This window comes from Ferroacidibacillus organovorans (assembly GCF_001516615.1).
GTDB lineage: Bacteria > Bacillota > Bacilli > Alicyclobacillales > SLC66 > Ferroacidibacillus > Ferroacidibacillus ferrooxidans_B.
The window spans coordinates 23,402-44,942 of record NZ_LPVJ01000027.1 but is presented as its reverse complement, the minus strand read 5'-3'; the positions used below and the strand labels follow the sequence as shown (position 1 = coordinate 44,942).

Annotated in this window: 16 protein-coding genes and 1 pseudogene; 11 read left to right on the top strand and 6 right to left on the bottom strand. The window is 50.6% G+C overall.

Annotated elements, in window-relative coordinates; all coding sequences use genetic code 11:
• Positions 1 to 11 precede the first annotated feature (11 nt).
• From ATW55_RS07400 to ATW55_RS07360, 11 genes are all read left to right on the top strand, one after another.
• Entirely contained in the window at positions 12 to 710 is a 699-nt protein-coding gene (locus ATW55_RS07400) for a TcpE family conjugal transfer membrane protein (protein ID WP_067714937.1), read from the top strand.
• On the top strand, positions 707 to 3,163 hold the full coding sequence (locus ATW55_RS07395; protein ID WP_067714934.1) for an ATP-binding protein: 2,457 nt from the start codon (positions 707 to 709) through the stop codon (positions 3,161 to 3,163). Before ATW55_RS07400 ends, ATW55_RS07395 begins: the two co-directional genes overlap by 4 nt.
• Positions 3,160 to 4,731 carry a hypothetical protein gene (locus ATW55_RS07390; RefSeq protein WP_067714931.1) on the top strand — a complete coding sequence of 524 codons (1,572 nt, stop codon included), beginning with the start codon at positions 3,160 to 3,162 and terminating at the stop codon, positions 4,729 to 4,731. The genes ATW55_RS07395 and ATW55_RS07390 overlap by 4 nt, the downstream gene beginning before the upstream one ends.
• A 92-nt stretch (positions 4,732 to 4,823) precedes the next feature.
• Positions 4,824 to 5,648 (top strand): lytic transglycosylase domain-containing protein, encoded by an 825-nt coding sequence (locus ATW55_RS07385; protein ID WP_201024949.1) that lies wholly within the window; start codon positions 4,824 to 4,826, stop codon positions 5,646 to 5,648.
• 90 nt (positions 5,649 to 5,738) lie between these two features.
• On the top strand, positions 5,739 to 5,918 hold the full coding sequence (locus ATW55_RS07380; protein WP_067714923.1) for a hypothetical protein: 180 nt from the start codon (positions 5,739 to 5,741) through the stop codon (positions 5,916 to 5,918).
• A gap of 86 nt (positions 5,919 to 6,004) precedes the next feature.
• Positions 6,005 to 6,196, top strand: a complete 192-nt coding sequence (locus tag ATW55_RS07375; RefSeq protein ID WP_067714920.1) for a hypothetical protein — start codon at positions 6,005 to 6,007, stop codon at positions 6,194 to 6,196.
• Between the two features lie 38 nt (positions 6,197 to 6,234).
• Positions 6,235 to 6,426: a DUF5049 domain-containing protein gene (locus ATW55_RS16065; RefSeq protein ID WP_153005056.1), complete on the top strand. Its 192-nt coding sequence runs from the start codon at positions 6,235 to 6,237 to the stop codon at positions 6,424 to 6,426.
• A 15-nt stretch (positions 6,427 to 6,441) separates the two neighbouring features.
• Positions 6,442 to 6,765: a DUF7678 domain-containing protein gene (locus ATW55_RS07370; protein WP_067714916.1), complete on the top strand. Its 324-nt coding sequence runs from the start codon at positions 6,442 to 6,444 to the stop codon at positions 6,763 to 6,765.
• A gap of 37 nt (positions 6,766 to 6,802) precedes the next feature.
• Positions 6,803 to 6,973 carry a hypothetical protein gene (locus ATW55_RS16290; RefSeq protein WP_160327190.1) on the top strand — a complete coding sequence of 57 codons (171 nt, stop codon included), beginning with the start codon at positions 6,803 to 6,805 and terminating at the stop codon, positions 6,971 to 6,973.
• A gap of 255 nt (positions 6,974 to 7,228) precedes the next feature.
• Entirely contained in the window at positions 7,229 to 8,725 is a 1,497-nt protein-coding gene (locus ATW55_RS07365) for a recombinase family protein (RefSeq protein WP_067714913.1), read from the top strand.
• A 74-nt stretch (positions 8,726 to 8,799) separates the two neighbouring features.
• Positions 8,800 to 9,675 carry an Rpn family recombination-promoting nuclease/putative transposase gene (locus tag ATW55_RS07360; RefSeq protein ID WP_067714910.1) on the top strand — a complete coding sequence of 292 codons (876 nt, stop codon included), beginning with the start codon at positions 8,800 to 8,802 and terminating at the stop codon, positions 9,673 to 9,675.
• 245 nt (positions 9,676 to 9,920) lie between these two features.
• On the opposite strand, the gene ATW55_RS07355 is transcribed toward ATW55_RS07360, so the two are convergent.
• The 6 genes and pseudogenes from ATW55_RS07355 to ATW55_RS07335 all read right to left on the bottom strand — a co-directional run bounded on the left by ATW55_RS07355 (position 9,921) and on the right by ATW55_RS07335 (position 21,285).
• Positions 9,921 to 15,476, bottom strand: a complete 5,556-nt coding sequence (locus ATW55_RS07355; protein ID WP_067714906.1) for a DEAD/DEAH box helicase — start codon at positions 15,474 to 15,476, stop codon at positions 9,921 to 9,923.
• On the bottom strand, positions 15,473 to 16,564 hold the full coding sequence (locus ATW55_RS07350; RefSeq protein ID WP_067714902.1) for a hypothetical protein: 1,092 nt from the start codon (positions 16,562 to 16,564) through the stop codon (positions 15,473 to 15,475). Before ATW55_RS07350 ends, ATW55_RS07355 begins: the two co-directional genes overlap by 4 nt.
• Entirely contained in the window at positions 16,551 to 18,365 is a 1,815-nt protein-coding gene (locus tag ATW55_RS07345; RefSeq protein ID WP_067714899.1) for a hypothetical protein, read from the bottom strand. Before ATW55_RS07345 ends, ATW55_RS07350 begins: the two co-directional genes overlap by 14 nt.
• Positions 18,362 to 19,768 carry a hypothetical protein gene (locus ATW55_RS07340; RefSeq protein ID WP_235587046.1) on the bottom strand — a complete coding sequence of 469 codons (1,407 nt, stop codon included), beginning with the start codon at positions 19,766 to 19,768 and terminating at the stop codon, positions 18,362 to 18,364. Before ATW55_RS07340 ends, ATW55_RS07345 begins: the two co-directional genes overlap by 4 nt.
• Positions 19,769 to 19,881: 113 nt before the next feature.
• Positions 19,882 to 19,962 (bottom strand): annotated as a pseudogene (locus ATW55_RS17195) (hypothetical protein); the annotation flags it as partial.
• Between the two features lie 87 nt (positions 19,963 to 20,049).
• Positions 20,050 to 21,285, bottom strand: coding sequence for a Druantia anti-phage system protein DruA (locus tag ATW55_RS07335; protein WP_067714891.1), 1,236 nt, complete (start codon positions 21,283 to 21,285; stop codon positions 20,050 to 20,052).
• Between the last annotated feature and the right edge of the window lie 256 nt (positions 21,286 to 21,541).

Below are 21,541 nucleotides of genomic sequence, written 5' to 3'. Positions count from 1 at the left end.
GTGTGATACACATGGCCGACCCGCGTCAGACCTTTTACCACGCGTATCGATCGCTTTTCAAAGTCAAGACGGTCCTGTACCAGATTGGCGACGTGCAACTGTGGATGCCGATTGATCAGGATCTGATCCTGCTCTGGCTGCAAATCTTTCTCGTGTTTGTGCTGCTCTACTACGTGATCCCGATTCTGAAGTGGATCTCTCCATTCGGCCCGGCACTGACGCTCAGTGTTGGGCCAGCGGCGCTCGCGTACACACTGCACAAGCTCGATCCAGCCGGGAAATCGACGTCTGCGTATCTGCAGGATATTCTGCGCTTCCTCCTGCGCAAGAAACTCATTCGACGCTTCGAATCCATTTCGCCGCCGCGGACACGCCGCAAGATTCACTGGTCCCTGAAGGCAAGGCGATACCACACGCTTCGTCTTGCGGATGGACGCGTCATCCGCTTCTTTCTCACCGAGCCCCTCGAAGGCATTGTAAAGCCCGGTTCTGTGCTGCGGGTGTATCCCAAAGCGAAACTGCGCTGGCACAAGCGCTCGCACGGCTTCTCTCTTTCTCTCATTCCTGAGAAGAAGGCGCTCGGCATCAAGGACGTAAAAACCAAGCAAACACGGCGATTTTGGGAATGGACCGTGTCGTCCCCGACCGACCTGACGCTCGGCGCCTCCGACGCATCCATCCATCCGCATGCGAGGGGGGACGCACCGTGAAATGCCCGGTTCTTTACTACGAGCAGAATATGCTGTTTGACACGAAACGGCAGGCGTGGGCAGCGTATCGGATTCCGCAACAGCCGTATGCCTTCTCCTCGCAGGAAAAAAAGCTGGCCATTGTGGACAGTCTGCGCGACTTTCTGCATGCCCATCGCGGCGCCTGCCAACTACTCTCCCTCACGGATGACATCCGCCCCACCGGGTTCTTTGCGGGTGGCGCAACCGGCGCCGGCGAGTTCGAGCGATACAAGGATGCGGTCATTCAGAAGGTCGCCGGACAACGGCCGTGGCGCCGGTCTTTGTTCCTGCTTGTGAAACTGCCCCGATCCCGCTTTGCCGACTTTGACCTAGCGGCGCCCGGACGAACGCTGTCCTCGCTCGGCGGCCTCGTCAAAGGAATGGGGCGCGCGCTGAAGCAGCGAGTTCTCTTTGCGCCATTCGGTGAAATCGACCGACAGGTGCTCGATGATCTGATAAGTGCTGAGGCGCTTGTGGCAGAATCGGTACACACCGCCCTGGGTGGCGTGCGACTGCATCACTCCGACATTGAGTGGCTCCTGTGCCAACCATTTCATCGTGCCCTGCCCGGTGAATCCACACGTCGCTTGGGGCTGGAACCGAGCTACCAGATTGCCGTGCGCGGCGAACGTGTGGTGCTGCGCCCGCGCAAATCGCTGCCAATTCTCATCGCGGGCGACACCGTCATCGAAGAGCGTATGCGGGCGCTTGTCATCCATCACAAAGTAGAACTGCAAAGCTGGCAGACGTTCTTCTTTCTTGTCGATGTCCCCGAAGAGGTGTCGGACATCGGGCAGGAGTGGCTGTATCGACTGGATGAACTGCCCGATCCGGTGGAATTCAGCCTTCACCTCGACGTCGAGGCGCCGCATGCGGCGGCGGGTGGCCTGGAACGCAGCCGCAAAGCGCTTAAAGATCAACAGCGCGAGTTTGTCGAGGGCACGGGCGATCTGCCGCTCACGCTCGAATGGGCGGGTGATCGCGGCCGACATCTCGAGCACAAGCTCCAGCATGGCATGCCGCTCGTCCATGCGACCGCCACGTTTGTCGTTTCCGCCTCCACGCGGACAGAACTCGAAGCACGAGCCACCCAGTTCGCGCATTTATGCAGTGCGCTGCGCCTGCGCGTTGTGCGCTCCCCAGGCGATCAACTGCGCGGCTGGCTGGATACTTTCCCGGCAACCGACATTGAGAAAAAGCCATGGCTCATCCCGATGGATCCGGGATACGTGGCAGCCGGTGTGCCGCACGGCAGCCGGGACGCAGGCGACCCGACCGGCGATTACATCGGCAAGACGCGCCAGGGGACGCCGGTGCTGCTCGATCTCGCCCGGCCGATGTCGAGCGAGATCAATCGCAGCGGAGCCATCGGCATTGTCGGGACGCTCGGCGGTGGCAAGTCGGTGCTAAAAAAACTCCTGTTCTATCTGGCGTTTAACCGTGGCGGGAGCATCTTCTCGATTGACCCGAAGGACGAGGACGGTTGCTTCGCCCGTATCCCGGAGATCGCCCAGGGACTCACGGTACTGCGCCTGTCCGCCGGATCGCGCACGCAGATCAATCCGTTTCGCCTGTCTCCCAGTGAAGAACGGAGTCACGCCATTGCACACGATTATCTGAGTCTGCTCCTGGATGGCCAGCGCAACGATGAACGGGCGGACATCCTCATGGAAGCGGTCGAGCGAACTTTTGCTGGAACATCGCGCGACATGCTCCATGTGATGAATGAACTGCAAACCCTGACCCATTCCAGTGGTCATGAGGCGATGCGCACCGAGGCGCGGCGGTGTCTGACCCGGCTGCAGGGCTATGCGAAAAATCCGTTCGGGCGACTCGTGTTTGCGCGCGACAACGGAGCCTCCACACTTCCCGACACCCGGTTTGTGGTGGCAAGCCTCGCCGGGTTGCCCCTCCCAAAGCGCACCCCCGGCGAGACAGGCGCTCTCACCCCAAACGAACGTTTTGGCGTCGGCATGATGTATCTCATGGCTGCCCTCGGTCGGGAGCGTCTGTTTCACGCGGATCCAAGTCGTTTGAAGTTGTTTGGCATTGACGAGGCATGGCTGCTCCGCTCTTTCCCGGAAGGCCGCCAGCTCATCGACGAAACGGTGCGCATGGGACGCTCGTATGGCGTAGTGCCAATTCTCGTCACGCAAAACCCGGGTGATATCGCCGAGGAGGAACTGCGCAACAACCTCGGAACCATTTTTTGCTTTCGCACCGAAGACCCGCGCGCCAGCCGTGACAACGCGATCCTGCTTGGCCTCGACCCGGATGAATCCGCCTTGTGGCAGGAGTTTCGTAGCCTGCGCTCGGGGGACTGCTTGTTCAAGGACATCGAGGGGCGTGTCAGCCTGATGCACGTCGACCCGACTCCGGATGATTTGCTCGACGTGTTCAACACGTCTGTCAACGGGGGGCGTTCCGGATGAATTACAGAAGACGCTGGGTCTGGGGTATGGCGGCCACCCTGTACCTCTTTGGTCTTATCGCCGCCGCGATCTTCCTCTCCACTCAAGCGTTTGCCGCAACACAGCCGCCTCCGTCGATGGTCAATCAAATTCTTCCGACCGAACAGCAGGTGGGCGTGACCACGACAGTCATCCCGACGTACCGCACGTATCCCCCAGACCGGTACGCGTTTGATCTCGGCTACAACCTCGTCACCTGGGAGTGGGGCGGGCTCAAACCAAGCCTGAACGATCCGATCCCGTTTCTCGGCAACGCGATCGCGAGTTGGATCTTCATCGGGTCTGGGTTCATCACGCGCTTTGGCATCTTTCTGTCCGAACTCGGGTTTCACACGCAGCTTGTCAACGACCAGTTGTCTTCAGTGACGCCGCTTCTCGTCGGCCTGCGCCAGAGCTTGTTCGGACGCTTCCTCCCATTCAGTCTCATCGCGCTGGCACTGTGGGCGGTGAAGAAGGCCATAGTGGACAACCAACCAGCCCGGGTTTGGTCAGGGATTTTGGCCAGCGTGATCGTGCTCGCCGGTGGCCTCTTCTTCATGGCCAACAGCGGACCGGACATCCGGTTTCTATCGAACACGATGGACCAACTGTCACAGGTAACGATGGGGTCCCTCGCCGCGCCGTTTCAGCAAATCGAGGGCATCTCAACCATGTCCCCCGGTCAGGCGGCGGACACGGAACTGGTCGTCACGGCCAACCAGGTCTGGGATCTGCTCGTGACCCGACCCTGGGTGATTGGCGAGTTCGACCAGACGGAGATGCAGCCGATGTCCGTCACGCCTGCCGAAGCGTCCGCGATCGAGAAATCGGCATCGGCGGACAACGTCGCCCTGCCCGTCTCCCCCGGAGACAACTGGCTCATCTTGATGCGCGACTACCCGGACGGATCGCAGCAGCGCACGATTCTCGCCACCACACTGGGTGACCCTTCCGTCAATCACGCCGGACATGCGGACATGCCCAATATCCTTGGCGCTGGGAGCGTCGTGCCCCGGATGGTGATCGCGCTCTTTTCACTGGTCGCCTCCCTCACTTTTCTGCTCTTTGCCGCCGTGATTGCCGGGATGCTTATCGCAGCACAGGAGATGGCGCTGGCGCTGATTCTCGTCTGCCCCATCGTGTTTCTCATCGGCGTGCTGCCCGGTCGTGGTTTTGGCTTGGTCCGTACGTGGCTCGGTTGGCTTATCGGGGCGCTCGGCACGAAGGTGGTGTATGGCCTCTATTTCGGCCTGACGCTCCTGCTCGCCGACGTCGTCACAAAAACGACCGGCCTGCTCATCTTGCAGCAAGTGCTCGTGTCGGTGTTGTTCTTTCTCGCCTTCCTCTTTCGCAAACGGGTGCTGGGCGCCATCCTCTCGAAAGTCGGCGCGCCGACGCCGCACGAGATGCTGCGCACGTCGGTCGTCTACGTTCGCGACCACTGGCGCGAGACCTCGAGTTCCGTCGGACGTACCGGGAACTTCGCCAAAGGCGTGTACCGCCGTTTCCGGCCCAAGAGTGGCGGAGACGATGGCAGGGACGGATCGTGAAACGGCCAACCCGTCTCGTGCTCAGCTGGGTCCTCGGGGCACTCGGCGGCTGGGGCGTGGCCATCGTGATACTTTTGTTCCTTCTGCTGTTGATGACCCTTGGCGCCCTTGTCTCTTCTCAGGACAACGCCGTGCCCTTCACCTCCCCTGCCACCATCGAGCCCATTCCCCCACAGCTCTTGCAGATCTATCACGCGGCAAGCGCCAAATACCACGTGCCGTGGACGATTCTGGCGGGGATCAACCGGGTGGAGACCGATTTCGGGCGGGCCCTGTCCGTCTCCTCCGCGGGTGCCATCGGGTGGATGCAGTTTGAACCGGCCACGTGGGCCGCCTACAGCGTCGACGCAGACGGGGATGGCAACGCCGATCCGTACAGCCCCATCGACGCCATCTTCACTGCGGCACACTATCTGGCCGCAACCGGTGTGACAAAGCATCCCGATCAGGCAGTGTTGGCGTACAACCACTCCACGGATTACGCGCGCGAAGTGCTGCAATTGGCAGTGGTCTATCAGGCGTGGAATCCTCTCAGCCCAGAATGGGTATGGCCCGTGGCTGACAGGAACGATCCGATCCTCGGCGTCAACGGTTCAGATGGTCAACCAGAGAGCGTGCAGATTCGCTGCTCGGCTGGCGTTTCCGTGCGTGCCATCCATACGGGGACGGTCACGGCCGCAACCGGCACGGGCGTCACCCTCGATATCGGAAACGGGCTGACCGTGATCGAACAGGGGCTCCGCCCGGATGTGTCGCGGGGACAGGTTGTGGATGCTGGGGAGACGCTTGGAACGGCCGCAACAGGGGGCGTCAGCGCCGCGCTGGAAGAGCAGGGCAACCCACTCAGCCCGACACGGGCGAACCTGGCCCCCACACCGCCGCTTGTGATCGCACCACCACCCTCGCCTGCGAGTTAGCCGCCACCTTGCGTCCGTTCCTTTCATGGAAATATTGCTTCGGCGGCCCGTGAGAGCTACGATGTCACACTGCGAAAGGAGAGTCGGACGATGGACAACACCGAATTGCAAGACTGGGTACGACGCGTGCGCAAGGAAGGCAGTCTGAAACTGGAGAGCAAGGCCAAAGCGCTGGAGCTCATAACGTACGCGAAGATTCAGTATGGCTACACCTTTCAAATCCACGGGCAAACCAGTTTCTACGTCCTGGTGGTCGACGCGGACGATTGAAATCATCTTGGGTGATCCACAACCAGGATAGCAGTCGCCGAGCACCATTCAATCCGTATGGGGCAACGAAAGGAGGTGTGAAACCCGTGGATCAACAAACCTTGGACGACTTGGTGTGGCGTGTCCGACAGGAGGGGGCCATTCAGTTGTCAAGCAAATCAGACGCGCTCGAACTGCTGCATTACGCCAGAATCACCTACAGATTTAACTTTCTGGTCGGCTTCAACGTGTATGGCTGTCATGTGATGGACGATCCCAAAAAGTCAGCCCGGCAATGAACTCTATCCGAGTTGGAAGGTGAACATTAAAGGACCAGATTTATGTACCCAAGTCCGTTTACCAAGGGCTCGAAACCGTCCGTCAGTCTGGCGCCGTCAACATGTTCGACTATGCGTCCGTCCTTCGAATGACCACCATGCTGAACAACAAGGAGGCGGCCAGGTGGTTGCAGGACCACAAACGAGAGTATCTGCAGGGTGTGCTCTACGGCATCGTGCCGGAAGAGTAAAGGAGGTGATCATCGATGCAATATGACTTCACGGTCAAACCCAGTCCCTTTGGCGGGACGTGGTACGAGGGGAATGTCGACGGATACTATGTCCACGCACGCGTGTTCGACGAACCGTCCAAGTTTGGCATAGGAGACGGCAGAATCTCCGCCCTGATGGTCGTCCCGAAAAAAGGGGACGGCCTTTTTCATGCGTTGGTCAATTATGACCGTGGTTGGGATGGAGGGCTTCCTCTCTCGAAATACCGCCCGGTCGTCGAGCACGTATACGCCTGCTTTCACGATCACGAGTTGGACTGGGCAATGGAAAAACGCAAGTATCAAGGGCGCATGTTTTGAGTCTGCACACTCTGGCTCGTGACAAGGAGGGATCTCAATGGGCAAGCCACTGTTCGTTTGCCCGAAAGGCCACTACTCCATCCTCACTCCAGCCCTCATCACCGTGTCTGCGGATACGATCGCGATCCGCTGTTCTGTCTGTCAAGAGGCAACGGTTCTGTCCCTTCTTGAACCGAACTCCGAAGACCCGCCTACGCATCCACGTTGACAGGAGTTGAACCACACCGCACCCCACGGCCATCGTGCGGTCTGGCACAGGGAGATCCGGTGGCCCGGACGTGTTCTTCGGCCGTCCATCTCCTGCCGTTGACTGTCCAAATGACCGGAGTTAAGTTGGACATCCAGGCGGGGCTCCATCACCGGACAAAGCATCTGTCATGGGATGGCGCCACCCCCCGGGATGACAACCGAAGCAGGTGCTGCCAGTAGAACCTAACCTGTTTCGTGATGGGAGTGGGTTCTCATGGAGCAAAAGAAAATCTACGAAGTTGCCGTCTACCTGCGCAAGAGTCGCGACGAAGCCAGCAAGGACGAGGACGTCCTGCTGAAACATGAGACGGCCCTGGCCGATTTTGTGCGCAAGAACAACTGGCGATACGTGATCTATCGCGAGATCGGCAGTTCCGACAGCATCGATTTCCGACCGGAGTTCAAGCGACTCCTGAAAGACGTTGAGAATGACTTTTACGACGCCGTTGTCGTCATGGATTATGACCGACTCAGCCGCGGCGACAAAGAGGATCGCGCTCGCGTCGAAAAGGTGCTGAAGCTCTCCAATACGCTGGTGGTCACCCCCAATCGCATGTATGACATGAACGACGAGGATCAGGAACTGATCACCGACATCGAGGGCGTCTTCGCCCGCTACGAATACCGAATGATCAAAAAGCGTTTTCAGCGCGGCAAAAAGATCGGCGCACGTCTTGGGCACTGGACCAACGGTCCCGCCCCCTTCCCCTACCTGTATGACGCCGAAGCCCGCTCCCTCGAAATAGACGAACAGAAGCTGGAGATATATCAGTTCATCAAGGAGCGATTGCTTCGCGGCAGCACATGCGCCGGCATCTGCTGGGAGTTGAACCGGATGGGCGTCCCCTCCCCCAAGGGCAAGCTGTGGCAGGAGAGTGTGGTGTACCGCCTGGCAATGAACGAGGTTCACCTCGGACGTGTCATATACGGAAAAACCAGTGGCGGGCTTCACAAAAACCGAAAAACCGCCCCGTTTAGGGTGAATCCACGCGAGAACTGGGTCGTGGTAGAAAATGCCCATCCTGCGGTAAAGACCCCAGAGGAACACGCCGAAATCGTCAAACTGCTCCAACAACGCCGAATTCAAACCAAACGCACCCGTCACGGCACCTACGTCTACTCGGGACTCGTGTTCTGCGGCAAGTGCGGCTCCTCCCTGCAGTTTCAGCCCAAGGAGAACGGTCGCATCCTCGTGAAGAAATGCCAGAAGGTTGATCCGTTCGGAAATCGCTGCGGCAACCCCGGCGCAGACCTGGAACATGTGGAAATGGCCGTGATCGAGAGCCTCCGGGACTACGAGGAGACGATTCGGTCTAGACCCATCCAGGTATCGACGCAGGATATGACCCCGCAGATGGTGTTGCGACTCAAGGAAACGGAACTTGAAACCCTGCACGAAGGCATCCTTCGGCTGAAGGACCTGTATGTGTCGGCGGACTTGACCAAGCAAGAATACCGCACCCGGTTGGATCGTCAAAAGGATCTCATCGTGAAAAAGGAGAACGAGATTCAGCAGTTGAAGGAGATTGTGCACATAGGTGGACCCATATCTGACCAGGAGCGGCTGGAGCGAAGCGAAGAACTGGAGAATGTTTGGCAGCTTCTCGACACCAAGCCCGAGGAGAAGAATCGATTGCTCAAACAGATTATTGAACGAATCGAATATGCGCGAAATGGCTACGGGATCGACGTGCGGGTAAAGTTCCGATGAATTCGCTCACCCGAACACATTCACGAACAGCATGGTATAATATTTCAAAGGTTGTTCTTAAAGGTGTGAATCACATGGCACTCATGGATTTGAAGATTGATTTTGCGTTCAAAGCCTTGTTTGGCAGTCCGGGTAGCGAAGCGATTTTAATAGCGTTTCTAAACGCTGCATTAAAGCGATCGGGAGGCAACGCGATTACCTCTGTTGATTTAATCAACCCAGAGCTTGGCCCAAGATACTTGGATGATAAAAAGTCGATATTGGACATTCATGCCCGCACCGAAGATGGAACTAGGATCAACATCGAGATCCAGCTTACGAACCGTCAGGACATGGAGAAGCGCACACTGTACTATTGGTCTTGCATCTTTTCCGACCAGATGCAAAAAGGCATGTCGTATTCCGAACTGGCACAGACGATCACAATCAACATCTTGAATTTCCGCTACGTGAGAGCAACCGAGGCGTATCATACAACGTTTCATTTGTATGAGGACACCGATCAGTTCCTGCTCACCGATGCGTTAGAGATTCACTTCATGGAGATTCCAAAGCTATTGACCAACTGGCGAAAACGTACCGTCAGTCTACATGAGGATCGGCTCGTCCGCTGGCTTCTGTTACTAGAAGCGGCCGAAGACGATGAAATCCGAAATGAGTTAGAAACAATTGCAAAGGAGGACCCCGTCATGAAAGAAGCATTCGAGAAGTGGGAGGACATCAGCCGCGATCCCCAGGCGCTGGCCGAGTACCACTCCAGACGCATGGCGATTCTAGACGAGGCGTCGGCCATCCGGGAAGCGGAGTTGCGGGAGCAAAGAGCACTTCTTGAAGGGAAACGAGAGATAGTTAAACAGCTAATCCTCAAAGGATTCGATATCGAAACTATATGCGAAGTATCGGGACTGTCCAGAAAAGAAATCGACGAACTATCTAAGCACTTGCAGTAGCGGAAATCGTTTCTCTCGTATGACGGCACTGACCGGTTTTAGCCCACGTTTGACTGTCAACGTGGGTTCCAGAGAGCTTGGCCACGTAACGAGAGTCACCCTCCGCAGGCATTTAATGTGAAGTCAATTCCCCTTGTTCGGCGCGGTGCTCTATGTATACGCCTACCACTTGGAGTTCCATCGGCAGGTACATGGAAATAAGTGTATTTTTCTGTTGGCGCCACTCCTGTTATAGGTTGGTTGATTCACCGCCATTCTTCGAACATCAGTTTTACTCGATGGTATACAAGGGGCAGATTGCGCACCAAAAGGTATTGAGAAAAGACTACCCTTTTCAAATTACCTGCTTCTACATTCATCATTGGATGAGTCACAACACCTTCGTTCTCCTCCAATAGAGATGGAACTACCCCAACTGCCAATCGTGTCGTGCCATCACTTACGACGAGGGGCGAAAAAACTCCATTAACGTCAAACTTCATCGTACACTTCATCCCGTCTAACTGGAGCAAACGTGCCAGTGCAATCAACATGTCACTCTGTTCTTCTGTAGGCGAAAATTCGGGAACCGTACCGAACAAGCAATAACGAAGAAGTGCTGCACCTAATCGCCTGTCTAAGTTGCTATGCCAGTACTGGTTTTGGTAGTGACGTAAACATTCAGTGCAGGAAGTATCACAATGTGCGGGACAATTTTCTAACCGTTCTAACGATTTTGATAAAATAACATCGACGACTTTTCCAGCTTGCTCTCCGTACCCAGCACCTCCGGATAAAGTATCAAACAGATAAATATCACCGCGAATCGCATCCCCAGACTGTGGTCTAACCAATCTATAACCTGCATGAAATTCGGACGGATCAAGATCCAAACATTCACTGGTGGCAAGAATTAAAACCTCCGAAATTGTCCGTAGAGCGTCATGAAGAACATTAGCTGATACGTTAGCATCTAGTCGCCGCACCAATGGACTTTGCAAATTAATACGTAGGACAAGCAGGTCCGTTTGAAACTGATGTCCGAGGAAAACCTGGCGGAACAAGCCATCGCACCGCTCTCGCGCGTATACGCCGCTTTTTGGTTCTACTTTATACGGTCTGACATGTTCACGTTGCTGAAATTTATGGGAGTCGAAGACAGAGGCTGCCCCACACTTTTCGCAAATGGAAAATCCTTCGTTGGTTTCACTGTCACCTTTATTGACCATCACCAATCGCTTATTACGAGCGTATGTAACGCGTATGTTTTCCCCTACATTTGTCCATTCTTGAAGGTCGTCTACCGACACAGGAACAGGGAACTGTGCCGAAGTTGCATATGTATACTCTTGCTCCGTATCATTTAAATTCAAAGACTCCCCCCGCTCAGGATGAAAGACCTCCGGAATTAACATTTCTCCTTTTTCCAATGGTCCCTGACATACGGGACAATTTTCGAGATTTTGTGGATCTGCTATCAAATCTTGTACGAAAGTGCATCTTGGACAAGACACATAGGGCCGGAGGTTACGCTTGCTCTCAAACAGTGGCAGAGCTCGATCTGGGTCTGTAGGTAAAGACGAGTTTGCTGTGATACCCCCAGATCTGTAGGTGATTTTATCCACTACGATCAGTCGCCCTGGGGCATATTCGCTTAGTGACTTATCGATTGATTGCTGTGGTCGTTCTTTCACCACAACCTTGAACCCACCTAGTCGAGATTCCTTGCCCTCAATTACAAAGCTGCATAAATCTATTGGGAATGCATAGCTCGGGAGCAGGCCCTGATCAAACAGAAAGGATAATAGCTCATCCCTACTGTCACCGAAATCGTAACCCGTTTCCACGGTGTCTTCATCGTTTGTATCCAGAGGTACCCCTGAGGATTTCTCAAGTGGAATTTTTACCATATCCCTTACCGCTTTCAACTGATCAAGTAACTCCTTGGCTGTAGCTTTGACCCACGAGTACATGTCACTTGATATATCGGTAGGCAACCAACGCACGATATTTTCCATTATTGGGCTATATGACTCCAATATTAATACTCGAACCCATTGTGAGAACTCTTCAAAAGTAAGATTCCCGTTGGTATTTTGAAAAAAATCAGATGCCGTTCCCAAAACAGATAAGATACCCTGATTATAATTGAGATCCTCAACCGTACCTTCATCAATCCTATGATGAAAGAAAGTTTGCATTAAGTACGCATTCACATGACGCTGTGCAATTTTGGCATTGTCAGTTTTGATCATTGGTAACCTCGGTTGTCCGGACACAATCCATGCCGGATGATGAAAATAGTAACTATCATGAGGTCCGCCTTGAGCATAAGTTATTACTGTGGATACTGAAGAGCCGCGTCGTCCGGCCCGCCCTGCCCTCTGCTGATAGTTTTCTCTTTGCGGCGGAACGTTTCGAAGTCCAACTGCCACCAACGAGCCTATGTCAATACCTACTTCCATTGTTGTAGTTGAACTTAGTACATCAACTGCCCCTTCGTCATCTTCAATCAAAATATCTTGAAAGCGAAGTTCATATTTCTCCGTCGTGGCAAATAAATTTCCTGTATCTCGCTGGGAAAGCTGCGCTGTATGCTCTTCAGCGGTTATATTCTTTGGACTCTTTAATCCGCTAAGCGCCAACATCACCGGTTCACGAAGAAATCCCTTGCGTGCCCTGATATACTCGCTAGATTCAGGGATTAAAGGTTGAACTTCACGACTTCCACAGTTGACACAATGCCCGGCTAAGTGAACGGGTGATAAATATGTACAAGCATTACACTGATACCAAGTTTCATCAGGTCTAATTGTAAGCGAGACCTCATTACCTTTTAATACATACGCATCCCCCAGTGAATGACACAGCTTTCTTCTTAAAACTCCTTCAATCTTTTCAACATCGTCGTAACGTAGTCCGAAAGACTGTATTAAAATATTCCGCACAGCGTTGGGCAATTTCCCATCACTTGCCCAACTGTTTTGCGGATGTCCAGCCGCGTCGCGTCGAACTGATGCCGATATCAAAGATTCCGTCTCAAATGCATAATCGGACAAAACTTCCTGGACAAAAGAAACTGAGATTTGTTCAACATCATCTCGTGATAATGATTCATTTATCCGCCTCAATTCCTGAATCAGTCTTTCAATAGAGGCAGGCCGAACGTACCCTAGTGTTGCTGCCCGAAGCGAAAACTCAGGACTACACAGTTGTCTTAGTAACAGGCGGTAATACGACTGAGGAGGAGTAAAATCCCAGTTTTCCTCAATCGCCACTTCCAAGCTTCCGTCAAGCTCGTCGCGAAACTCCTTCACTGCTTTCAATAATTCTTTCCGATCTGGTCCATCGAAAAAGATCGTATTAAACTCCGAAGCCACTGCAATTAGAGCCCCATACAGACTTGAGTTTATTCTTGGGTCGCGATCGGTAACTTGATGGTATTTTCGTACTGCGAGACTAATAGCTTGCCGGAACGAATCCCACTCCACTTCACGTGGTATATCCCGAGCCAAACGTGCCGCCTTTTGTCGACCGTCGGAAAATAAGAGTACCTTTCTTCCCCCATTTGGATACTTGCTTGTTTCAGTGATTTTAGGGGATTGAAGGAACAATTGCTCCTTCACCAAATTCGCAAATGGTGCCTCACCCTTCGTTGACAAATCCATGATTTTGCTCCTGCCACGCCACGTCCTCAAGCAGATGGGACACCGTCCAAACACCCTATCTTCTCCATTACCTGTTTTAGGAACCGGGGCGTATACCCTTAAAAATCCTCGTTTGTCGCGCGGTTCCTCACGCGCTAGACGTCCTGTTTTTGCATCTAACCATAAAAGGTTACAATCCTGAAGTGCGTCAACATGCGGCTCCCCATCAACCAGTAACTGTACGTCATAAAACCGTTCAGACGAATCTTGGATACCTACGTCACCTACCGGCTCATGCAAGAGAAATGAGTCAGCGGTTGCCCTTGTGTACCCTTTTATGAATGCAGCACCACAGTCTCGATGTGTCAGTAGTTCGTAAACACGCGACTTTGAATGACACGTGCACCGTAAACGCGGAGTCGTGTGAAGACATCCCAGAATAGATTGTGTCTCCTCTGTCCCCAACCGATCGGTACAGGCTACATCTGTGCAGGCATAAAGTGCAGGTAGGCCACGATAAAATAGGTGTAGCCTAGTTGGCAGAAATACACGGCCATCATGTTTGTTTTGCGCGAATGTGCCTAAAGCAATCAATGCCTCAGTAGCAGGATGCGATATCATCTCTGGTACACGAGGGAAAAGTGTACTCGACAACTCATCAACTTGAACTGCATGCCCGCTAAGACTCTCAACCATGAGTTCTGCCGGTCCCCAATTCTTCATTTTCCGATATAAAAAATCAGGTATATCGTCCCAGTCACTAGGTAAAGTTCCCCAACTCAGGTCACTTACCAACGGCAAGAGCGCAGTCCGCCCTGGGTGATGCTCTACAATACCTTTTTGGAAATCGTCCAAATTGAATTTCGCGAGGATTTCAGCCTCCTGAAAGGTTCCAGGCTGTGCATGATTCACCGATTCTTGAACACCCTTTATAAGCTTAAAACGGCGGTTAGATTCAGAAGTAAGCCCAGTGAGTTTCCCTGCAAAATCCAATACGGCTGCTTCTGCCTCCGCCCCTTCACCTAAACTGGCACTCGTCAATATACATTGAAGCCGATCGCGAGATATCTGTAGTCGGGCCATTAGCCGACGAATTAGTAGAGCGACCTCTGCCCCACCGGTACCGCGATACATGTGTGCCTCATCCAAAACCAATATGAGACGGTTACCGGGATTTGACTCCAACCATTCGGTCGTCTGCTTAAAAATTGAACGTTCAATGGGACGCATGAGCATGTATTCAAGCATCGAGTAGTTTGTAATTAGAATATCAGGACACGTTCTTTGCACCTCGTCACGTGTTATCAGTTCCCTATCATCTGGTTGCGTTCGCAAACGTTTCTCCCAGTGTCGAATTATTCGAGGCTTTCCTTTACGCTTGCCTGAAGAATAGACATCTTCCTCCTCAAGCTCCTTACCATAAAAAGCCCTAATGTCTTTACTTGGCCATTTCCCTTTGTCTTTAAGTAATTCAACTTTTTCATCATCATTCGTATATTTAAGATAGAACTTTTCAAACAGGGGCCGGATATGCTTGTCGTCTCGATTTGCACTTCGCAGACCGGGATATGGCGTCCTAGATGTATAAGAACCGAAGCGAACCGGCCGATTTCTCCCTTTCTTTAGTATCTGAGAAACCCTTTCATCTCCGAAGAGCTTTCGTATTCTGGCGAGTTGATCATTGACCAGTGCGTTCATCGGGTAAAGAAGTAGTGCGCGGCATCCAGGTAGTTTTGCAGAGTCTGGGTGGGAATCTGCCTCAAGAGCCAACGAGGCCAAAATCGGCATTAGGAAGCTTTCTGTTTTCCCAGAGCCCGTTCCAGTGGCAATGATTAAGTCATAATCGCCACGAAAAAAAGCCTCCAACGCTTCCGACTGGTGGTGATACGGAGTTGGATAAATACCAACCGATGGGGTTAGATTAGAAATATCGTGCAGAACCTTTAAAGAAACATGCGGTAAATCCAACTCTTTGTAACATTTGCCAAGTGCGTAGCTTGGAGTCGACTCAACATATGCCTGCTGACTTATCGTTCCCGTCTTATCGAGCAATCGTCGTCTCTCTTCAATGAGAGAAATATTTCGGATATGGTAGGCAGATTCCAAATAGGAACGCAAAACGTTGTGGAGAGTTGTCGTTAAACCAAAAACGCCAATTGATTTATCCTCGTTCATATAGACTGTCGACCTCCTACGTGTTTGGTCTGATATCCATAGTACGAATACACATTCTCTGCATCTGAAAGTGAGCCCTTTGAAACATAATACTGTTGTCGCCCTTCAATAGGTGGCAAAGGAACCAAACACGTCATCAAACGTCTACGTAACGCTTCTGGCAGCTGAGGAGAGAAATATATCTTGGTATCCTTCAATGTGGCCAAAGGTGATAACCCGTGCCGAGTGCATAGTCCGATTTGAAGCCACTGTCGGTCTATATTACCCATAGGTAGTTCCTTGAGTAATTGTCCATTCTTTATTTGCCCAATAAAATATTCTGTGAAATCGGTGGTTCTACACAGAAAAATGTCTTCCCGAGTACAATGTAATTCATTGGCCGAAACCCACGATTTATGTGTAGTTCTACGTACTTCCGGGACGGAAACAAATACTTCGTAGTCAGCGAAACTCGCTGAACTTACACCGCCGTGTTTATTTACCACAGTCTTGAGTTCGTCGATCCATGATTCCAAATTGTCCGGAATCTCTCCTAGCCAAGAAGTGTAGCTCTGCCAGAAATTTGACTCATGCCGCATATTATCTGGTATTTCTACATCTAGAAGGTATCGTCCCAAACCAACATACCGCAACTTAGGCAACTGCCGCTTTAGAATTGAGTTAGATACTCCTCCGAAAACGAAAATTCGTTCAGTATCCGGCATCTTGACGAATCGGATAGGTGCAGGAATCCAGTGATGTGTTCCAACTTTGACCACGTCACCTATCTCCTGCAATCGTTCAAGCGTCCACATAATTATATTTCTTATGTTGAAGACGTCATTGCCGACGCCATTTTCACTGGATTCAGACCACGCAGGGGTTAACTGATTTTCCACATTGTCTAGCAATCGAAGAATATGAACAGGGCTGAATTTATACTGACCAAACGACTGTGGCATATGCAATGACAAATGCCAGAGCCAATCGCGAATATATTCTGCAACGATTACGACAATCCCAGCAGTTTCGTCACGTACTCCACTGCCGATTTCCGCCAATTTGAAATGAAGAAATTCCTCACTAGACGCCGAATTAATTGTATCCATTTCTATCCACCAACTTTACAAGCGCTTCTAGTGGTCTACTAAGCTTCTCATCGAAATAATCATCATCAACCAGTCTGTCAAATTCAGAACGATTAAAGTTTATCAAACAAGGAGCGATCCATCCAAAAGACAATGCCCTGTCGGCATTCGCGTAATCAATCATATTTAGATAGTGGAAAGCTGAATGAAATACACGATAGGACAAAGCACTTAAATGAGGCGACAACCATTCTGGCAGTATCTCTTCATGCTCCGTGACCATGCTACCATGTGAATTGATGCCTTCAGTAAACCCGTTCCAGACAGCACCCGCCGCTTTGCTCGGGGACTGTATAAATCCCGGTGTCTTTTTCCATTGCAAAATGTCAGTGTAAAGGACAGGACCCATCTCGAACGGTGCTCTTTCCTGAAGTCCAGCAGGTCCATCTACTAAGGTTGCAAATAAGTATGGAGAACGAAGCTGACCGTCAGTAACTCCCAACATTCGTTCCTCAATCAATTCTTTTAACCGGTTTCCACTGGCGCTACAAAAAGCCCTATTTAATCCCTCAAAAATCACCCCTATCGGAGCGCCCTTACCAGAAGCGTCTTTGATTAATTCGTCCACTCCGCTCCAGATCTCGTTGAAATCCAACAAACCGGTGGGGACTCTAACGATATAAACGGCATCCCCAGCTAAACTGAGTGCACAACATCGTGCAATAGTAAGGGAATAAGAACCAGTGAACGTCGTCAATTGACCAGCCCCTACTGAAGCGGTAACAATAGCGGCGACCAGTTTCGCATCAGACAATTGCACACCAAGTGAATTAACACTTTTCCTTATCTTGGAAATCAACGCGTCCGTGGTTTCAATTATATCTATTGGACCGGGTTCACTCTGTAACTTACTGACGTCAAAATTTTTATCATTTCTACGTCCTTGTACCACGGACAATGTACCTAGTCCGCTGCTCAAGTGATCTATAACATTCGTAGTTCTCGCCAATGAATCTTGAAAGCGAACATTGAACTGGGAGGTCTCTTGCTCTAAACGTACAATACGTTCCTCAAGTTCCGCCTGGACACCTCTAAGGGATAACTCCCCTGCTTTTGCATTTTCTTCATGGGCAAGCTGTAAATGCTGTTGGCGGTCACTTACATCTTCAATGGCAGATGTAAATTTCTGAACTTTGGTCAACGTTTCATTCACAGCGGTCCACAATTCTTCCCGAGAAGTAGATACGTGTTCAATTACCTGCTGTAAACGCCCCTCTAAGCCATTTAATGTACTTTGTATTGTATCTGCCTTGGCGACAAACTGTAAAAATTTTTCTGTCGGTGCTCGTTCAATAAGTGCTGCTACACAATCATTGGGATTAAATGGACCGAAATCGAACCAATTTCTAAGATCGCGTCGTGACACAGACACACTATATTCGGCATTCGAAAGTCCGTCAAAGTATTTAATCATGACGTCTTCGTCTGCACTCATTTCGCTCACAATGTTCACGACCTCATCTAGTTTCGAACATCCGATATTGGTCAATATCTTAGGATGGCCCATAGTCCATTGAAGCCATAATTGTACAAAAATGTTCCACTCTCTCTCTGACCAATGATGTCGCCGTTGTAGATAAATTTGCATTTTCCTTTCAAGATACTGCCTTGTATTGGGCCTGAATCCATTGACTTTGACGACCAGATGATTGAATATGCCTTGCCGTTCCTTAAGAGGTATATCAGCAATAAATAACATTATGTTCTCAATCTCGATTGTTGATAAAATCAACCGTTTTTCATCCGAGTAGCTCAGGTTCATGGCATTGTGCGTCCCCTTTCAACTCTCTCGTATACAAGTCGCCGACACTCAGCAAGGAGATTAATAACATGCCCATCCAACTCGGGAGGTGAAGACTTCTGACTTAACATCCGTAACAATCGTATATCTAAGCGTTCCATAAACGTATGGTCAGCAGCGCGGATCAGCCTATGTATGACCGAATAATGCCTATTCCAACCCGTCTCTGACAGTCCTAATACCCAAGACACCTTTCTACGCCATTCCGCAGACATGCGAACCTGACCGACCGATTTCGGAGTGGATCCTTCAAGGGTTAAATTCCCGAAGGCTCCAGCATCAAATGTGATCGGTATTTCCTTCTTATGCATCACCTCGTTAATGAACGCCAATGTACGTTCGTAAGCCTCGTCGTCCGATCCTCCCGTAAGTTCCAGTGGTTCATCAAATTCACTTGATACCACTTTCATCGATACCCTTGGAGGTAAATTTACCTGCGTTAAATATCCACCGGAATCACGAACATTCTGTAACTTTTTCACCGAGCCATCAGCATGGAGAAAAATTTCGTTTTCTGAACCAGACGTAACTAAAGATACCTTAGGAAACGATGGATGGCATAACTCAGAAGTTCGTGCTAGGAGATGCAGCGCACAGTCAGGCTCGTTCTCTATCCAAAGATGCATCATTCCATCGTTGAGATGTCCGAACCTAAATACGCAAGGCATGTCATCAGCTTTAACAAGTTGAATCTTTCTAGTTATTCCTTCGCCTGTGAATAGTAGGGTGAGAGTAGACTTGGGCTGACCCCCCATGGTCCCAATGATTACTTCCTGATCGGTGGGAACAACTAAGGTGCCATCTGCAAGTTCATTGAGGGGTACAGGGCTCATCAAAATTAATGTGCGCTGCTGAGGGATAATGGGACGCCCTAGTACGCTCAGGACCCACTTTGCCACTACACTGTCATATGTCTTTGGCAAGTACACGATTTGTCCTATCCAAGAATCTTGCAAATTGAGTTCCTGTGAATGCAGAAAGACAGGGGTTTTGATAGGGTTCGCCTCGTCCCACAATAAAACGTACGATTTCCCCCATGTAATGGGTTCTTTATCATTCAGTCTTCTGCCGCCATTCAGACCAGTGTGAAAAACATTCGCCTGACTACTAAGTGCTGGCACAACTGAAATACGATTCATCCAATCGGATTCCTCAACCTCAATCCCCTCGATTTTGTAAGGAAGTAGCTGAGGAGATACTGCCACACGGATACCTACAGACTGAATACTTCGCAATGGAATAATCCTGGTTCCACCGAGAGCTTGACGAATGAGCAAGCGACCCGAGCGTAACTCTTCAGGCAAAACTGGTTCAGGAATATGTACTTGTAGTTGCCACGGATGGGGGGCATCGCTACCGTCCAAAACTCTAATATATAATTCAGGTGCAGCCTCATATAATTGCCTGGAACTTTAATATAAGTTGAAGGACTATATAATTTACACTCGAGGTCATCTGCCGCCCCTGAGACATGCGCAAAATAGGGTACCCGTTTCTGCCCCTTCCGTAATCGAACAGGGCTGCGGCAGACGGGGCATTGATACAAACGATGTTTCATTACGTACGGATCCTTGGCATTGACGTGATTTAACTTATTTTCTGAATCAAGGGCCCAATCCACCATTTCACACCCTTTCTATACATGTCACATCAGTTGAGACGGTGAAAAATTCAAACTATCGGATTGGAGCGGTCGATTAATATCCTCCGTCAACAATTGTTCTATATGAGCCTTAACGTTAGAGACATAATGATGAGATATGCCGCCAATTCTGTCGTACCGTGGTACCATAAATCTTTCAACAAAATATGTTCCATATTCCTCCAAAGTGAGCGGGAGGAAGTCGGGGCACCCGGTCTCACCCTTTAAATATTCTCTAAAGTTCCTTGCCAACGGTGCAACAAACACTTCTCGCTTGATACCATGATGAAGTACTGGAGTTTTTGAATATCCTAGATACTGCATTGTCTTCCGTATCACTCTCATACGCCAGTTTGGGCCGTTCCCAAATTGATGCCCATTAGCGTAGTTATCATCACGTTCTTCTAAGAACTTCCTCATGAGTTCAAAAATCTCTTCAGGAATATGAAAATGTCCATAACCCGACGTGTACCCGATTTTCTCCATCAAAAATCTTCGGATGCTGTTGTTATCATAAAAAACTCGATTATAGATAGATGAACGCCCAAGAGCGGATGTCGTCGTAATCAACACGAGGTCAGCAGGTTTAACTATACCCTGGATGATGGTAGAAGTATTTTGATATTTCTTGCGAAACTGGTCTCTGATTTCATTGGTTAACAATACACCAGCGATAAATTTGCCCGCCAGCAGTTCATTGTATGGAGGGACCGCACCCAAAACATAAGCATCCATGACATTGAATAAGCGCTCTTTTCGCTGATTCGAATTCCAACCTATGTGCTGGTCCCTAACCTTAAGGTTAAAAACTGGGTCACCTAATGCAATTATGCCTACCAATTTACCATTGAATTTATCCATGACTAAAAACCTCATTCTTCGACCGTATCCCCTACTGACCGGAATACTCCAAAGTAAGGTGGCAACTCGAAACAGTTCCCCTGTCCATTTGCCTGATTCTACCGGAATAATCTCAGGGTCGAAAGAAGATGGATTAACGTCGTGACCATTAGCGAAGAAATCGTCTATCAAATCAGTTCCACGTGACTTGTAGAACAACTGCTCAACCTTTAAACGTGACCTGCGTTGAATCAAATGAGCTTCCCGTATATCTTCTTTTGTGTCTAGCGTCGGTAAGTCAACACGGTCTCTCCTAATAACATATCCTTGCAGCATTAATGCGCGAAATAATTCCTTTTTCATGTACTGGGTAGTTACCTTATACCGGTCGGTGCTCATTGTACTCCTCATTTTACCGTTAAATTTATGTATTCTCGATATGTCTAGACCCATCCCTCAGTTCGCTATGATATTTTCGATATTATAATCAAAAATCCCTTCTTCCCTCTCCCAATTACTATGACAAACAATGTTATTGGTAGCGCGGAATCAAAGCTGACTACTTGTCAGGAATACGGCCGGGGGGTGTCCACTGGATACTGATCTGGTTCTGAAGACATCCATGGTATTAAGTCAATATGGTGGACACCCCGAA

Coding starts and splice junctions, on each gene's coding strand:
- ATW55_RS07400 (WP_067714937.1), top strand. CDS start 12: ATGGCCGACCCGCGTCAGACCTTTTACCACGCGTATCGATCGCTTTTC.
- ATW55_RS07390 (WP_067714931.1), top strand. CDS start 3,160: ATGAATTACAGAAGACGCTGGGTCTGGGGTATGGCGGCCACCCTGTAC.
- ATW55_RS07385 (WP_201024949.1), top strand. CDS start 4,824: ATGACCCTTGGCGCCCTTGTCTCTTCTCAGGACAACGCCGTGCCCTTC.
- ATW55_RS07380 (WP_067714923.1), top strand. CDS start 5,739: ATGGACAACACCGAATTGCAAGACTGGGTACGACGCGTGCGCAAGGAA.
- ATW55_RS07370 (WP_067714916.1), top strand. CDS start 6,442: ATGCAATATGACTTCACGGTCAAACCCAGTCCCTTTGGCGGGACGTGG.
- ATW55_RS16290 (WP_160327190.1), top strand. CDS start 6,803: ATGGGCAAGCCACTGTTCGTTTGCCCGAAAGGCCACTACTCCATCCTC.
- ATW55_RS07365 (WP_067714913.1), top strand. CDS start 7,229: ATGGAGCAAAAGAAAATCTACGAAGTTGCCGTCTACCTGCGCAAGAGT.
- ATW55_RS07360 (WP_067714910.1), top strand. CDS start 8,800: ATGGCACTCATGGATTTGAAGATTGATTTTGCGTTCAAAGCCTTGTTT.
- ATW55_RS07355 (WP_067714906.1), bottom strand. CDS start 15,476: ATGAACGAGGATAAATCAATTGGCGTTTTTGGTTTAACGACAACTCTC.
- ATW55_RS07350 (WP_067714902.1), bottom strand. CDS start 16,564: ATGGATACAATTAATTCGGCGTCTAGTGAGGAATTTCTTCATTTCAAA.
- ATW55_RS07345 (WP_067714899.1), bottom strand. CDS start 18,365: ATGAACCTGAGCTACTCGGATGAAAAACGGTTGATTTTATCAACAATC.
- ATW55_RS07335 (WP_067714891.1), bottom strand. CDS start 21,285: ATGAGCACCGACCGGTATAAGGTAACTACCCAGTACATGAAAAAGGAA.